The following is a 15020-nucleotide window of genomic DNA, read 5'->3' on the forward strand; positions in this document are numbered from 1 at the left end:
GAAAATATGCTCAGCTCCACCTCGCTTTATGCGGCAATTGATCTCGGTTCGAATAGTTTTCATATGCTGGTTGTGCGCGAGGTGGCGGGAAGCATACAAACGCTGACGCGCATTAAGCGCAAGGTCCGCCTCGCGGCGGGCCTGAGCAGCGATAATTATCTCTCTCCCGAAGCCATGGAACGTGGCTGGCAGTGTCTGCGTCTCTTTGCCGAACGCCTGCAGGATATCCCCCATTCGCAAATTACCGTTGTCGCCACCGCGACGCTACGCCTGGCAGTAAACGCCGTGGATTTTATTGCCAAAGCGCAGGAAATTCTCGGGTGCCCGGTTCAGGTTATCAGCGGTGAAGAAGAAGCACGTCTGATCTATCAGGGTGTTGCGCACACGACGGGCGGCGACGATCGCCGTCTGGTCGTCGATATCGGGGGTGCCAGCACCGAGCTCGTCACCGGCACGGGCGCGCAGGCGACTTCGCTGTTCAGCCTGTCGATGGGCTGTGTGACCTGGCTTGAGCGCTACTTTGCCGATCGAAATCTGGGTAAAGAAAACTTCGACGAAGCGGAAAATGCCGCCCGCGAGGTGTTACGTCCGGTGATGGACGAACTGCGCTATCACGGCTGGAAAGTCTGCGTGGGTGCGTCAGGTACCGTGCAGGCGTTGCAGGAAATCATGATGGCCCAGGGGATGGACGAGCGGATCACGCTTACCAAGCTCCAGCAGTTAAAACAGCGCGCGATTCAATGTGGTCGCCTGGAAGAGCTGGAAATAGAAGGCCTGACGCTGGAACGCGCGCTGGTCTTCCCGAGCGGCCTGGCCATTTTGATCGCCATTTTTACCGAGCTGAACATCCAGTGTATGACGCTGGCCGGTGGTGCGCTGCGTGAAGGGCTGGTCTACGGAATGCTGCATCTTTCGGTTGATCAGGACATCCGCACCCGAACCCTGCGTAACGTACAGCGTCGCTTTATTGTCGATACCGATCAAGCGCAACGGGTAGGTCAGCTGGCATCACTGTTTGCCGATCAGGTAAAAAATAGCTGGGATATTGACCCGTTGAGCCGCGATCTGCTGCTAAGTGCCTGCGCGCTGCATGAAATTGGGCTGAGCGTCGAGTATAAGCAGGCGCCGCTGCACGCAGCCTGGCTGGTGCGTAATCTCGATCTGCCGGGCTACACGCCGGCACAAAAGAAACTGCTGGCAACGTTACTGCTGAACCAAACCAACGCCGTTGACCTCTCCTCGTTACATCAGCAAAACGCCGTGCCGCCGCGCGTGGCCGAGCATCTGTGCCGCCTGCTGCGTCTGGCAATTCTGTTTGCCAGCCGACGTCGCGATGATTTGCTGCCCAATATTCATCTGGTGGCGGATGACGAAAGACTGTCTCTGACGCTGCCGGAAAACTGGATTGATAATCACCCGCTTGGGGCAGAGATGATTGAGCAGGAGTGCCAGTGGCAGAGCTATGTCCACTGGGCGCTTGAAGTGAAGTAACACGCTGTGCATTGCCGGGCGGCGGCTTCGCCTGACCCGGCCTGCAAATTCTTATCCCTTCTCTTTGGCTTTAGCCAGCATGGCGCGAATGTTGGCGACGTTAGCCTGACCTTTGTGCATTCGTTCTTCAGCGGTAATCACCTTGCGCTCCTGCTCCCAGATCAGGTCATCCTGCGGCAACTCCAGCAGGAAACGGCTCGGCTCAGGGCGAACCAGCTCGCCATACTGACGGCGCTCTTTACACAGCGTGAACGTTAGTTCTTTCTGTGCGCGGGTAATGCCCACGTAGGCCAGACGACGCTCTTCATCGACGTTATCTTCATCAATGCTGCTCTGGTGCGGCAGTAAGCCCTCTTCCATGCCGACCAGGTAAACATACGGAAACTCCAGCCCTTTAGACGCATGCAGCGTCATCAGCTGAACCTGATCGGCTTCCTCTTCGCTCTCACCGCGCTCCATCATGTCGCGTAGCGTAAAGCGGGTAACGACCTGGGTCAGGGTCATCGGCTCGTCGATTTCTGAGCCTTCCAGCATTTCCGTCATCCAGCTGAATAGCTGGTTAACGTTTTTCATGCGCATCTCTGCCGCCTTCGGGCTGGCAGAGGTTTCATACAGCCAGGACTCGTAGTCGATGCCGTGGATCAGATCGCGAACGGCGGCAACCGGTTCGCGCTCCGCCAGACGCTGGACTTCGCCAAGCCAGTGGGTAAAGCGGGTTAAGGAATCATAACCGCGCCCGGTTAACGTCTGGCTCAGCCCCATATCGAAGCTGGCGGTGAACAGGCTTTTGTTGCGCGTCATCGCCCATTCACCGAGCTTTTGCAGCGTCGCCGGGCCGATTTCACGTTTCGGCGTGTTCACGATACGCAGAAAGGCGCTGTCGTCATCCGGGTTGGTGAGCACACGCAGATAGGCCAGCAGATCTTTGATTTCAGGGCGCGAGAAGAAGGAGGTTCCGCCGGAAATTTTGTACGGGATGCGGTTCTGCATCAGCATCTTTTCAAAGACGCGCGACTGGTGGTTGCCGCGATAGAGGATCGCGTAATCTTTATATTCCGTTTTATTGACGAAGTGGTGCGCAATTAGCTCGCCCGTCACGCGCTCCGCTTCATGCTCTTCATTATTAGCACTGAGTACTTTGAGCTCCGTGCCATAGCCAAGTTCCGAGAAAAGGCGTTTTTCGAAGACGTGCGGGTTATTGGCAATCAGGATATTTGCCGCTTTCAGGATGCGCCCGGATGAGCGGTAGTTCTGTTCCAGCTTGATCACCTGCAGCGCCGGAAAATCTTTGCTCAGCAGCACCAGGTTTTGTGGGCGCGCACCGCGCCAGGAGTAGATAGACTGGTCATCATCGCCTACCACGGTGAAACGCGCGCGCTGTCCCACCAGCAGCTTCACCAGCTCATACTGGCTGGTGTTGGTGTCCTGGTATTCATCCACCAGCAGATAGCGGATTTTGTTCTGCCAGCGTTCACGCACCTCTTCATTACGCTGCAACAGCAGCGTGGGCAGTAGGATCAGATCGTCAAAATCCAGCACGTTACACGCTTTCATATGTGCATCGTACAGACCGTAGCAGTGAGCGAAGATCCGATCCCGCTCACCTTTGGCGCTTGCCGCCGCCTGAGCGGGGGTCATCAGATCGTTTTTCCAGTTGGAGATCGTCGAGATCAGCTGCTGCAACAGCACTTTGTCATCTTCGATCAGCCCCTCGGTAAGCTCTTTAAGCAATGCCACCTGATCGGTGTCGTCGAAGAGCGAGAAGTTAGACTTCATCCCCAGCGCCGCGTATTCACGTTTGATGATATCCAGCCCCAGCGTGTGGAACGTGGAGATCATCAGGCCTCGCGCCTCTTTACGCCCCAGCGTCTGGCCGACACGCTCTTTCATTTCGCGCGCCGCTTTGTTGGTAAAGGTCACCGCAGCGATATGCCGGGCCTGATAGCCGCAGCCGCGGATCAGGTGGGCGATTTTGTTCGTGATCACACGCGTTTTGCCGGAGCCAGCCCCCGCCAGCACCAGACACGGTCCGGTGACAAATTCGACAGCTTGTTGTTGTCCGGGGTTTAAACGCATAAATGATCACTCAATGAAAGTCAGGAGGGGAGAATAACAGCGTGGTAGTATAGCGAGCCTAATCCATACCACTCAAGGCACGATCATGGCAAAAACAGCAGCAGCACTGCATATCCTTGTTAAAGAAGAGAAACTGGCTCTGGATCTTCTGGAGCAGCTCAAAAACGGCGCCGACTTCGGCAAGCTGGCGAAGAAGCACTCCATTTGCCCGTCAGGCAAACGCGGCGGTGACTTAGGTGAATTCCGTCAGGGTCAGATGGTTCCGGCGTTCGACAAAGTGGTCTTCTCCTGCCCGGTACTGGAGCCGACTGGCCCACTGCATACGCAGTTCGGCTATCACGTGATCAAGGTCCTCTATCGCAAATAAAAAGCCGGGTGGCGGCTGCGCCTTACCCGGCCTACGTCTTAGCGTTTTGTAGGTCGGGTAAGCGAAGCGTCACCCGACAAGGTTGTTAACCCGCTACCGCGATACGTTTCATATCGGTCATGTAGCCACGCAGTTTGTGACCTACTTTCTCGATCTGGTGGCTGCGAATCGCTTCGTTCACATCGCGCAGTTGCGCGTTGTCTACCGCACCTTCCGCAATGGCTTTGCCCAGATCGCCCGGTTGCAGGGTGGTCATGAACTCTTTCAGCAGCGGTACGCATGCATAAGAGAACAGGTAGTTGCCGTACTCAGCGGTATCGGAGATAACCACGTTCATTTCGTACAGACGCTTACGGGCGATGGTGTTCGCGATCAGCGGCAGCTCGTGCAGTGATTCGTAGTACGCAGACTCTTCGATGATGCCGGAATCCACCATGGTTTCGAACGCCAGCTCAACACCTGCTTTCACCATCGCGATCATCAGTACGCCTTTGTCGAAGTACTCTTGCTCGCCGATTTTACCTTCATACTGTGGCGCAGTTTCGAACGCGGTCTTACCGGTCTCTTCACGCCAGGTCAGCAGTTTCTTATCATCATTCGCCCAGTCAGCCATCATGCCGGAAGAGAACTCGCCGGAGATGATGTCGTCCATATGTTTCTGGAACAGCGGCGCCATAATGGTTTTCAGTTGTTCGGACAGCGCGAAAGCACGCAGTTTCGCCGGGTTGGACAGACGATCCATCATCAGCGTGATACCGCCCTGCTTCAGCGCTTCGGTGATGGTTTCCCAGCCGAACTGAATCAGTTTTTCTGCGTATGCCGGGTCGGTACCCTCTTCCACCAGCTTATCGAAGCACAGCAGTGAACCGGCCTGCAGCATGCCGCACAGAATGGTCTGCTCGCCCATCAGGTCAGATTTCACTTCAGCCACGAAGGAAGATTCCAGAACGCCCGCACGGTGGCCACCGGTAGCCGCTGCCCATGCTTTAGCGATCGCCATCCCTTCGCCTTTCGGATCGTTTTCCGGGTGAACCGCGATCAGCGTCGGCACGCCGAAGCCACGCTTGTACTCTTCACGGACTTCTGTACCCGGACACTTCGGAGCCACCATCACTACGGTGATGTCTTTACGGATCTGCTCGCCCACTTCAACGATGTTGAAGCCGTGAGAGTAACCCAGCGCCGCGCCGTCTTTCATCAGCGGCTGAACGGAGCGCACAACATCAGAGTGCTGTTTGTCTGGCGTCAGGTTAACAACCAGATCCGCCTGCGGGATCAGCTCTTCGTAGGTACCCACTTTGAAGCCGTTTTCGGTCGCTTTACGCCAGGAAGCGCGTTTTTCAGCAATTGCTTCTTTGCGCAGGGCGTAAGAGATATCCAGCCCGGAGTCACGCATGTTCAGGCCCTGGTTCAAACCCTGCGCGCCACAGCCGACGATGACCACTTTTTTACCCTGAAGGTAGCTCGCGCCATCAGCAAATTCATCGCGCGCCATGAAGCGGCATTTGCCCAGCTGCGCCAGCTGCTGGCGCAAGTTCAGTGTATTAAAGTAGTTAGCCATGGGTGATACCTCGTGATGTTGTGTGTCTTATTGTTCGGTTCGCGTTTCAGCGAGAATGTACCCACATTACAACAGGAAATTTATTGCGGAAATTGATATATTCACAACGTCACGTTGCAATATCTGCAATGTAAAAAGGGGGAGTGGAATCCGTGGATTTACGCGATCTGAAAATGTTCCTGCATCTGGCGGAAAGCCGCCATTTTGGCCGTAGCGCCCGGGCCATGCACGTCAGCCCGTCCACGCTTTCGCGCCAGATCCAGCGCCTTGAAGAGGACCTCGGCCAGCCGCTGTTTGTGCGGGATAATCGCACCGTTACACTCACGGAAGCGGGCGAAGAGCTGCGGGTCTTTGCTCAGCAGACGTTGCTGCAGTATCAGCAGCTACGACACGCCATCGATCAGAAAGGGCCGTCTTTATCCGGCGAGCTACATATTTTCTGTTCCGTAACGGCCGCCTATAGCCATCTTCCCCCTATCCTTGACCGCTTCCGCGCGGAGCATCCCTCGGTTGAAATTAAGCTCACCACCGGCGATGCCGCCGATGCCATGGAAAAAGTCGTCACAGGCGAAGCCGATCTGGCCATTGCCGGGAAGCCCGAAACCCTGCCGGGCGCGGTGGCGTTCTCCATGCTGGAGAATCTGGCGGTGGTGCTGATCGCCCCGGCGCTACCCTGCCCGGTGCGTAATCAGGTGTCGGTGGAAAAGCCGGACTGGTCATCGGTGCCGTTTATCATGGCCGATCAGGGTCCGGTGCGACGCCGTATCGAACTCTGGTTCCGTCGTCAGAAAATCAGTAATCCGTCGATTTACGCGACGGTGGGTGGACACGAGGCGATGGTCTCGATGGTGGCGCTTGGCTGCGGCGTGGCGCTGCTGCCGGAAGTGGTGCTGGAAAACAGCCCGGAACCGGTGCGCAATCGCGTGATGATTCTGGAGCGCAGCGACGAGAAGACGCCGTTTGAGCTTGGCGTGTGTGCACAAAAAAAGCGGCTGCATGAGCCGCTTATTGATGCGTTCTGGAAGATATTGCCGAACCATTAAAGTCGGGTGGCGCTACGCTTACCCGACCTATACGCAGACCTCCCCTTAGCCCGCGAGGAAGAAGCGGAACGCCGGGTTGTGGGTTTCATCATGGCACTCATAGCCCAGCTCATTCAGACGCGTTTCGAAATCCGGCTCGTGCTCGGCCAGTTCAAACGCGGCCAGCACGCGGCCATAGTCGGTGCCGTGGCTGCGGTAGTGGAACAGGGAGATGTTCCAGTGCGTGCCCAGCGTATGCAGGAACTTCAGCAACGCGCCCGGGGATTCCGGGAACTCAAAGCTGTAGAGACGTTCCTTAAGCGGCTTAGACGGACGACCGCCGACCATATAACGTACGTGCAGCTTCGCCATCTCATCGTCAGAGAGATCGACCACGCTGTAGCCGCCTTCGTGCAGCAGGTTGAGGATCTCTTTGCGCTCTTCCAGACCGCGGCTTAAACGCACGCCGACAAAAATACAGGCGTCTTTCGCATCGGCAAAACGGTAGTTGAACTCCGTTACCGAACGGCCGCCAAGCAGCTGACAGAACTTCAGGAAGCTGCCCTTCTCTTCCGGAATGGTCACCGCCAGCAGGGCCTCACGCTGCTCACCCAGCTCGCAGCGTTCAGAAACGTAACGCAGACCGTGGAAGTTGACGTTAGCACCCGAGAGCACGTGCGCCAGGCGCTCGCCGCGAATGTTGTGCTGGGCAATGTATTTTTTCATTCCAGCCAATGCCAGCGCACCGGACGGTTCCGCCACCGCACGCACATCCTCGAAGAGATCTTTCATCGCCGCACAGATCGCATCGCTGTCGACGGTGACGATGTCGTCAAGATACTCCTGGCACAGACGGAAGGTTTCGTCGCCAATACGTTTCACCGCCACGCCTTCGGCAAATAGCCCAACGCGCGGAAGATCGACCGGATGACCCGCATCCAGCGCGGCCTTCAGGCAGGCTGAATCTTCCGCTTCCACGGCAATCACTTTGATCTGCGGCATCAGCTGTTTGATCAGCACCGCCACGCCTGCGGCTAAGCCACCGCCGCCCACCGGAACAAAAACGCGGTCAAGATGGGCATCCTGCTGCAGCAGTTCCAGCGCCAGGGTACCTTGTCCTGCAATCACCATCGGATGGTCGAACGGCGGTACCCAGGTAAAGCCCTGCTGCTGCGCCAGCTCGATCGCTTTGGCTTTTGCTTCGTCAAAGTTAGCGCCGTGGAGCAGCACTTCGCCGCCGAAGCCACGCACCGCATCCACTTTGATATCCGCCGTGGCAACCGGCATCACGATCAGCGCTTTCAACCCCAAACGGGCAGACGAGAACGCCACACCCTGCGCGTGGTTGCCCGCCGACGCGGTAATCACGCCGCGTGCTTTTTGCTCGTCGGTCAACCCGGCCATCATCGCGTAGGCCCCGCGCAGCTTGAAGCTGTGCACCGGCTGACGATCTTCGCGCTTCACCAGAATCACGTTGTCGAGGCGCGAAGAGAGTTTTTCCATTTTCTGCAGCGGGGTGACCTGCACCGCTTCATAGACCGGCGCGCGTAGCACTGCCCGGAGATATTCCGCCCCCTCAGGGGCGGCGGATAAGGGTTGTGACTCGGCCATCATTAGCCCCCAAGTTTCGATTTATCGCGTACCGCGCCTTTGTCTGCACTGGTCGCAAGGCTCGCGTAAGCGCGCAGGGCGAAGGAGACTTCACGCTGGCGGTCCTTTGGCGTCCAGGCTTTATCGCCGCGCGCTTCCTGTGCTTCACGACGAGCCGCGATCTCCTGATCGCTCAGCTTGAGCTGGATCCCGCGATTCGGAATGTCGATTTCAATCAGGTCACCGTCTTCGATGATCGCAATGTTGCCGCCACTCGCTGCTTCCGGTGATACGTGGCCGATGGAGAGACCGGACGTACCGCCCGAGAAACGTCCGTCGGTGATCAACGCACAGGCTTTACCAAGGCCCATCGATTTCAGGAAGGTGGTTGGGTAGAGCATCTCCTGCATGCCTGGACCGCCTTTCGGCCCTTCGTAACGGATGACTACCACGTCGCCTTCCACAACTTTGCCGCCCAGGATGGCGTCTACCGCCTCGTCCTGGCTTTCGTACACTTTGGCCGGGCCGGTGAATTTGAGGATGCTGTCATCCACGCCCGCGGTTTTTACGATACAGCCGTTTTCCGCAAAGTTGCCGTACAGCACGGCCAGACCGCCGTCTTTACTGTAGGCGTGCTCCAGCGAACGGATGCAGCCTTCGGCGCGGTCATCATCCAGGGTGTCCCAGCGACAATCCTGAGAGAAGGCCTGCGTGGTACGAATACCGGCCGGACCCGCGCGGAACATGTTTTTCACCGCCTCATCCTGAGTCAGCATCACGTCATATTTATCCAGCGTCTGCGGCAACGTCAGACCGAGAACGTTCTTCACATCGCGGTTCAGCAGCCCGGCGCGATCCAGCTCGCCAAGAATACCGATGACGCCACCCGCACGGTGTACGTCTTCCATGTGGTATTTCTGGGTGCTTGGCGCGACTTTACACAGTTGCGGCACTTTGCGGGACAGCTTATCGATATCGCTCATGGTGAAGTCGATTTCCGCTTCCTGCGCCGCAGCCAGCAGGTGCAAAACGGTGTTAGTAGAACCGCCCATGGCGATATCCAGCGTCATGGCATTTTCGAACGCCGCCTTGCTGGCGATGTTACGCGGCAGCGCGCTGGCATCGTCCTGCTCGTAGTAACGTTTGGTCAGTTCAACAATGCGCTTACCGGCGTTGAGGAACAGCGCTTTACGGTCAGCGTGCGTCGCCAGAAGCGAACCGTTACCCGGCTGAGAGAGGCCCAGTGCTTCGGTCAGACAGTTCATGGAGTTGGCGGTGAACATCCCGGAACAGGAGCCGCAGGTTGGGCACGCGGAGCGTTCCACCTGGTTGCTCTGCTCGTCAGACACTTTTGGATCCGCGCCCTGGATCATCGCATCGACCAGGTCGAGCTTGATGATTTTGTCAGAAAGCTTGGTCTTGCCCGCTTCCATAGGACCACCGGAGACGAAAATTACCGGAATGTTCAGACGCAGGGAAGCCATCAGCATCCCCGGGGTGATTTTGTCGCAGTTGGAGATACAGACCATGGCATCCGCACAGTGAGCGTTAACCATGTATTCCACCGAGTCGGCAATCAGCTCGCGCGACGGCAGTGAATAGAGCATGCCCCCGTGCCCCATCGCGATACCGTCATCCACCGCAATGGTGTTGAATTCTTTCGCCACACCGCCCGCAGCTTCAATTTGCTCAGCAACCAGTTTGCCGAGATCGCGCAGGTGCACATGGCCCGGCACAAACTGGGTGAAGGAGTTCACCACGGCGATGATAGGTTTACCGAAATCAGCGTCGGTCATCCCGGTGGCGCGCCACAGTGCGCGGGCACCCGCCATGTTACGGCCGTGGGTGGTGGTGGCGGAACGATACTTAGGCATGCTTTATTTACTCCCGTCTGACTATTAAATGGGACGGTGCGTGCCGTCCCATATTTATGCTTATTGATTAACCTGATCCAACCAGCCGTATTTATCTTCTGTTTCGCCGGTGAAGAGGCCGAAGAAGGCTTGCTGAATACGTTTGGTAACCGGGCCACAGCGGCCTGCGCCCACCTGAATACCGTCTACACTGCGAACCGGCGTGATCTCAGCCGCCGTACCGGACATAAAGACTTCATCGGCCAGATACAGGGATTCGCGGGACAGAACCTGTTCACGCACTTCGATACCCAGATCTTTCGCCAGCTTAATGATGGCGTCACGGGTAATACCCGGCAGGGCTGAAGAGGTAAACGGCGGGGTGAACAGGATACCGTCTTTCACTTCAAACAGGTTTTCACCTGCGCCTTCAGAGATATAACCGTTCACATCCAGCGCGATGCCTTCCTGATAGCCGTGGCGGCGCGCTTCGCTGCCGACCAGCAGTGAGGAGAGGTAGTTACCGCCCGCCTTGGCCGCAGTTGGGATGGTATTAGGCGCCACGCGGTTCCAGGACGAGACCATTGCGTCGATCCCTTGCTCCAGCGCTTCTGCACCCAGGTACGCCCCCCACGGGAACGCAGCAATGATCACGTCTGTGGTGTAACCGGCTGGCGGGTTTACGCCCATGCCCACGTCACCCACGAAGACCAGCGGACGAATATAGGCGCTGGTCAGGTTGTTCTTACGAATCACCTCGCGGCAGGCTTCCATCAGCTCATCAACGCTCTGAGAAACCGGGAAACGATAAATTTTGGCTGAGTCATGCAGACGCTGCATATGTTCACGATGACGGAACACCACTGGCCCTTTGTGAGAGTCGTAGCAACGGATGCCTTCAAACACAGACGTACCGTAGTGCAGCGCATGGGACATCACGTGGACCTTCGCATCCTCCCAACGAACCATCTCACCATTGAACCAAATGTAATCAGCTTTTTTTGTCGTCATTTTCTCTTCCTGTCACGCTCAGGCGCGGATTTGTTGTGATGTGGTTGTGCTCTGGCAGATGGCAACATGGGCAACATCCACCAGCTTTGATAATTGACTAAACAGTAAGTCGACCGGGCGCGGGCTGGCAACGGTTAATTCGATACTGATGTTTTGGGCGTCAGTGGCCGTCTCCATATTCATAGAGCAAATCTGAAAGCCACGATGACGGACTACGCGCAAAACGCGTTCTAATGTCTCTGGATTGAAGCGAGCCTGAACGGCGACCTGATGTTGCATCATGATAATTTCTCCAGCATTTGTGAGTTACTGGCACCTGGCGGTACCAACGGCCAGACGTTCTCAAGCTCGTCGATTGAGACATGAAGCAGGTAAGGCCCTTCGCTTGACAGCATGGTGTCGAGTGCCGCTTCAACCTGGTCTTTACGGGTGATGTGCTGTCCAGGAATGCCAAAGGCGCTGGCCAGAGTGAGGAAATCGGGGTTATCAGTCAGGGTGGTTTCGCTGTAGCGCTCCTCGAAGAACAGCTGCTGCCACTGGCGCACCATCCCTAAACGCTGGTTATCGAGCAACACGATCTTCAGCGGCAATTGTTTACGCTTAACGGTGCCCAACTCCTGAACGTTCATCATGAAGGAGCCGTCACCGGAGATACAAATGACCGTATCGTTTGGACGCGCAACCTGAGCACCCACCGCGGCAGGCAGGCCGAAGCCCATCGTGCCTAATCCGCTGGAGGTGATGAAGTTTTCCGGGCGGGTGTAGGTCATGTGCTGCGCAGACCACATCTGGTGCTGGCCGACATCGGTCGTCACTACGCTGTCTGCCGGTTTACGATCAGACAACTGCTTCAACAACAGCGGCGCATAGATGGCCTCACCCGGATGGTCGTAACGCCAGGCGTGCTCGGCACGCATTTCAGCCGTGTGCTGGCGCCACTCGCCGATATTCAAAGGCTGCTGTAACGCCGGCAGCAACGTGTTGAGATCGCCCTGCAGCGCAACATGCGCCTGACGCAGTTTGTTCATTTCCGCCGGGTCGATATCCATATGGATAACTTTGGCGTTTGGCGCGAAGGTATTCAGCTTGCCGGTCACGCGATCGTCAAAACGGGCACCGACGGCAATCAGCAAATCACACTCCTGCACCGCCAGGTTTGCCGCTTTGGTGCCGTGCATCCCCAGCATGCCCAGGTAGTATGGGTAGTCAGCATCCACTGCGCCCAACCCTTTCAGCGTGCAGGTGACAGGCATTTGCGTTACCGCGATAAATTCGCGCAGGGCCGGAACTGCCTGTGCCATGCCAACGCCGCCGCCGACGTACAACATCGGCTGGGCTGCCTGCGCCAGCATCCGACGCGCCTCTTCGACTTCCGCATGTGGGAACGCGTCGTCACTTTCAACGGTGGAGAAGTGCGGTTCCAGCTCGCCGAGTGCGACCTGAATATCTTTCGGGATATCCACCAGAACCGGGCCAGGACGGCCAGAGCTGGCAATACGGAACGCTTCCGCCATCACGCCTGGCAGTTCTTCGAGGGACTGCACGAGGAAGCTGTGTTTGGTGCAGGCCAGCGACAAGCCGAGCACATCGACTTCCTGGAAGGCATCGGTACCGATGAAGGGTGAGGCCACCTGGCCGGTGATCGCCACCACGGGAACGGAATCGAGCAGCGCGTCAGCCAGACCGGTGATCAGGTTTGTGGCGCCCGGTCCAGACGTTGCCATGCAGACGCCCGTTTTACCGGTGGCACGTGCATAGCCAATGGCCGCCATGGCTGCGCCCTGCTCGTGTCGGCACAAGAGGTGTTCCACGCCGCCGTCATACAGTGCATCGTAAATCGGCATAATTGCGCCTCCCGGATAACCAAAGACGGTTTCGACTCCCTGTGCGCGCAACGCATGTACTACCCACTGTGCCCCATTCATAGTTAGTTCCCCGTCATAAATCGGGAGAAACAGAATTTTGTGCTATTTATCATTCTCTGCTCCTCGTTTAAGTTTTTTAGTCATAAAAAAACCCCCGGACCTTTCGGTGCGGGGGTCTTAGTTCGTTAAGGCTTGATTTCTAAGCCTTTCCTCGTCCAAGTGCAGCCCCGCACGGTGGGATAATAATCACCACCACGCTAATCACGACCAGGCTAATCACTAGTAGAAGGGCTGTCATTTTCAGTTCTTTGTGCATCTTGTTCGAAGGAATGCCTAAAGAGTTATCACAGTTATCAAACCAAACACAAGATTTATTTATGACGGATTTGATTAGCAGGCAAATCATATTCCTGAAAAGCTTTGTTTTATATAAGGAAATTAGAGAGTGAATATTTTTCATTTTTTTGGCGTGTTTTAGCGCTCTGCAACGTTCCGTCCTTCTCTTTGCGAGATAGCTTCCGAATGAGTGAAATAGTTACACTATGTCGCTAAAAAGCAGGAATGAGCGTCGTAAATCAGCCAACTGACGCTCAACAGGCAAAATCAATACTGACATAGTGACTCACTGAGGAGGTGCTTATGTCACTGTCAGTTGTTTACACGCGCGCGGCTATCGGAGTAAAGGCACCGCTTATTTCTGTGGAGGTTCATCTGAGTAATGGGCTCCCTGGGCTAACGCTTGTCGGCTTGCCAGAAACCACGGTCAAAGAAGCCAGAGATCGGGTTCGCAGCGCAATTATCAATAGCGGTTATACCTTCCCCGCAAAGAAGATTACGATCAATCTTGCCCCCGCGGATCTGCCCAAGGAGGGCGGACGATACGATTTACCTATCGCTATTGCGCTTCTCGCAGCCTCTGAGCAGCTCAACACAGCGAGGCTAGGCTCGTACGAGTTCATTGGCGAACTGGCGCTTACAGGCGCGTTAAGAGGCGTTCCTGGCGCCATCTCTGGTGCGCTGGAAGCCATTCATGCTGGTCGACAAATTATTGTAGCCAATGAAAATGCCTCAGAAGTGAGCCTGATTGCCGAGAAAGGGTGCCTGGTCGCGGGGCATTTGCAGGAAGTCTGCGCGCACCTTGAAGGCCGACATACGCTCTCCGAGCCAGAGGAAACCGGAGATATCCTGCCTGAAAGCCCGGACGACCTCAGCGATATTATCGGGCAGGAGCAGGGGAAGCGGGCACTGGAGATCACCGCAGCCGGAGGACATAACCTGTTGCTGATTGGCCCGCCGGGAACAGGGAAAACCATGCTGGCGAGCAGGCTGAATGGGTTATTGCCACCACTCAATAATCATGAGGCACTTGAAAGCGCAGCGATATTTAGCCTGGTGAGCTCTGCATCATTGCAAAAACAGTGGCGACGACGCCCTTTTCGCTCTCCCCATCACAGTGCCTCCCTGACGGCCATGGTCGGAGGGGGCTCCATTCCGGGGCCGGGAGAGATCTCGCTGGCACACAATGGCATCCTGTTCCTTGATGAACTGCCTGAGTTTGAACGCCGCGTACTGGATGCCCTGCGGGAACCTATCGAATCTGGCGAGATCCATATCTCCCGCACGCGCGCCAAAATAAGCTACCCGGCACAGTTCCAGCTGGTTGCCGCCATGAACCCCAGCCCATCAGGCCATTATCAGGGAAATCATAATCGCTGCACGCCTGAGCAGACGCTGCGCTATCTGGGGAAGCTGTCAGGCCCTTTCCTCGATCGTTTTGATTTATCCCTGGAGATCCCATTACCGCCCCCTGGTTTGCTCAGCCAGACAACGATACGCGGTGAGAGCACAGCGAAGGTTCGCGAACGGGTTATCGCCTCACAGGCCCGACAGTACGCTCGTCAACATAAGCTGAATGCGCGTCTGGATAATGCTGAGATTCGGCAGTTTTGCCATCTTAAGGCTGAGGATGCCTGCTGGCTTGAAGAGACATTGACGCGATTTGGGCTCTCGATCCGTGCATGGCAGCGCCTGCTGAAAGTGGCTCGCACTATTGCCGATGTGGAAGGAGACCCAGAGATTGAAAAACACCATCTGCAGGAAGCGCTGAGCTATCGCGCCATAGATCGGTTGTTGCTGCACCTGCAAAAATTACTGGCATAAAAAAAGGAGCCGAAGCTCCTTTTC

The 15020-nt window shown here is 56.4% G+C and carries 13 protein-coding genes; 4 read left to right on the forward strand and 9 right to left on the reverse strand.

Features of this window, described 5'->3' with window-relative positions:
- The first annotated feature begins 6 nt into the window (after positions 1-6).
- A complete protein-coding gene (gppA, locus tag ACQG22_RS22825) occupies positions 7-1491 on the forward strand; it encodes a guanosine-5'-triphosphate,3'-diphosphate diphosphatase (RefSeq protein WP_013099280.1) in 1485 nt (494 codons plus the stop codon).
- Between the two features lie 51 nt (positions 1492-1542).
- Here gppA and rep read toward each other — a convergent pair whose 3' ends face one another.
- Positions 1543-3567, reverse strand: a complete 2025-nt coding sequence (rep, locus tag ACQG22_RS22830; RefSeq protein WP_013099281.1) for a DNA helicase Rep — start codon at positions 3565-3567, stop codon at positions 1543-1545.
- 85 nt (positions 3568-3652) lie between these two features.
- On the opposite strand from rep, the gene ppiC reads away from it, so the two are divergent.
- Complete coding sequence (ppiC, locus tag ACQG22_RS22835) at positions 3653-3934, forward strand: peptidylprolyl isomerase PpiC (protein ID WP_013099282.1); 282 nt, start codon at positions 3653-3655, stop codon at positions 3932-3934.
- A gap of 85 nt (positions 3935-4019) precedes the next feature.
- Here ppiC and ilvC read toward each other — a convergent pair whose 3' ends face one another.
- Positions 4020-5495: a ketol-acid reductoisomerase gene (gene ilvC, locus ACQG22_RS22840; RefSeq protein WP_013099283.1), complete on the reverse strand. Its 1476-nt coding sequence runs from the start codon at positions 5493-5495 to the stop codon at positions 4020-4022.
- A gap of 152 nt (positions 5496-5647) precedes the next feature.
- Here ilvC and ilvY point away from each other — a divergent pair, with 152 nt between their 5' ends.
- Positions 5648-6538 carry an HTH-type transcriptional activator IlvY gene (gene ilvY / locus ACQG22_RS22845; RefSeq protein ID WP_013099284.1) on the forward strand — a complete coding sequence of 297 codons (891 nt, stop codon included), beginning with the start codon at positions 5648-5650 and terminating at the stop codon, positions 6536-6538.
- A gap of 45 nt (positions 6539-6583) precedes the next feature.
- On the opposite strand, the gene ilvA is transcribed toward ilvY, so the two are convergent.
- The 7 genes from ilvA to ilvL form a co-directional block, all read right to left on the reverse strand.
- Positions 6584-8128 (reverse strand): threonine ammonia-lyase, biosynthetic, encoded by a 1545-nt coding sequence (gene ilvA, locus ACQG22_RS22850; RefSeq protein ID WP_014833732.1) that lies wholly within the window; start codon positions 8126-8128, stop codon positions 6584-6586.
- A gap of 2 nt (positions 8129-8130) precedes the next feature.
- Positions 8131-9981: a dihydroxy-acid dehydratase gene (ilvD, locus tag ACQG22_RS22855; protein ID WP_013099286.1), complete on the reverse strand. Its 1851-nt coding sequence runs from the start codon at positions 9979-9981 to the stop codon at positions 8131-8133.
- 60 nt (positions 9982-10041) lie between these two features.
- Positions 10042-10971, reverse strand: a complete 930-nt coding sequence (gene ilvE / locus ACQG22_RS22860; RefSeq protein ID WP_013099287.1) for a branched-chain-amino-acid transaminase — start codon at positions 10969-10971, stop codon at positions 10042-10044.
- An 18-nt stretch (positions 10972-10989) separates the two neighbouring features.
- Positions 10990-11253, reverse strand: coding sequence for an acetolactate synthase 2 small subunit (gene ilvM, locus ACQG22_RS22865; RefSeq protein WP_003860184.1), 264 nt, complete (start codon positions 11251-11253; stop codon positions 10990-10992).
- Positions 11250-12896 (reverse strand): acetolactate synthase 2 catalytic subunit, encoded by a 1647-nt coding sequence (gene ilvG / locus ACQG22_RS22870; protein WP_013099288.1) that lies wholly within the window; start codon positions 12894-12896, stop codon positions 11250-11252. Before ilvG ends, ilvM begins: the two co-directional genes overlap by 4 nt.
- A 2-nt stretch (positions 12897-12898) precedes the next feature.
- Positions 12899-12949, reverse strand: coding sequence for a peptide IlvX (gene ilvX / locus ACQG22_RS22875; RefSeq protein ID WP_153908367.1), 51 nt, complete (start codon positions 12947-12949; stop codon positions 12899-12901).
- Between the two features lie 86 nt (positions 12950-13035).
- Positions 13036-13134 carry an ilv operon leader peptide gene (gene ilvL / locus ACQG22_RS22880; protein ID WP_023620831.1) on the reverse strand — a complete coding sequence of 33 codons (99 nt, stop codon included), beginning with the start codon at positions 13132-13134 and terminating at the stop codon, positions 13036-13038.
- Positions 13135-13475: 341 nt separating this feature from the next.
- On the opposite strand from ilvL, the gene ACQG22_RS22885 reads away from it, so the two are divergent.
- A complete protein-coding gene (locus ACQG22_RS22885; RefSeq protein WP_102752780.1) occupies positions 13476-14996 on the forward strand; it encodes a YifB family Mg chelatase-like AAA ATPase in 1521 nt (506 codons plus the stop codon).
- The last annotated feature ends 24 nt before the right edge of the window (positions 14997-15020 follow it).

It is taken from the genome of Enterobacter cloacae complex sp. 309I3 (assembly GCF_050031595.1).
Taxonomy (GTDB): domain Bacteria; phylum Pseudomonadota; class Gammaproteobacteria; order Enterobacterales; family Enterobacteriaceae; genus Enterobacter; species Enterobacter cloacae.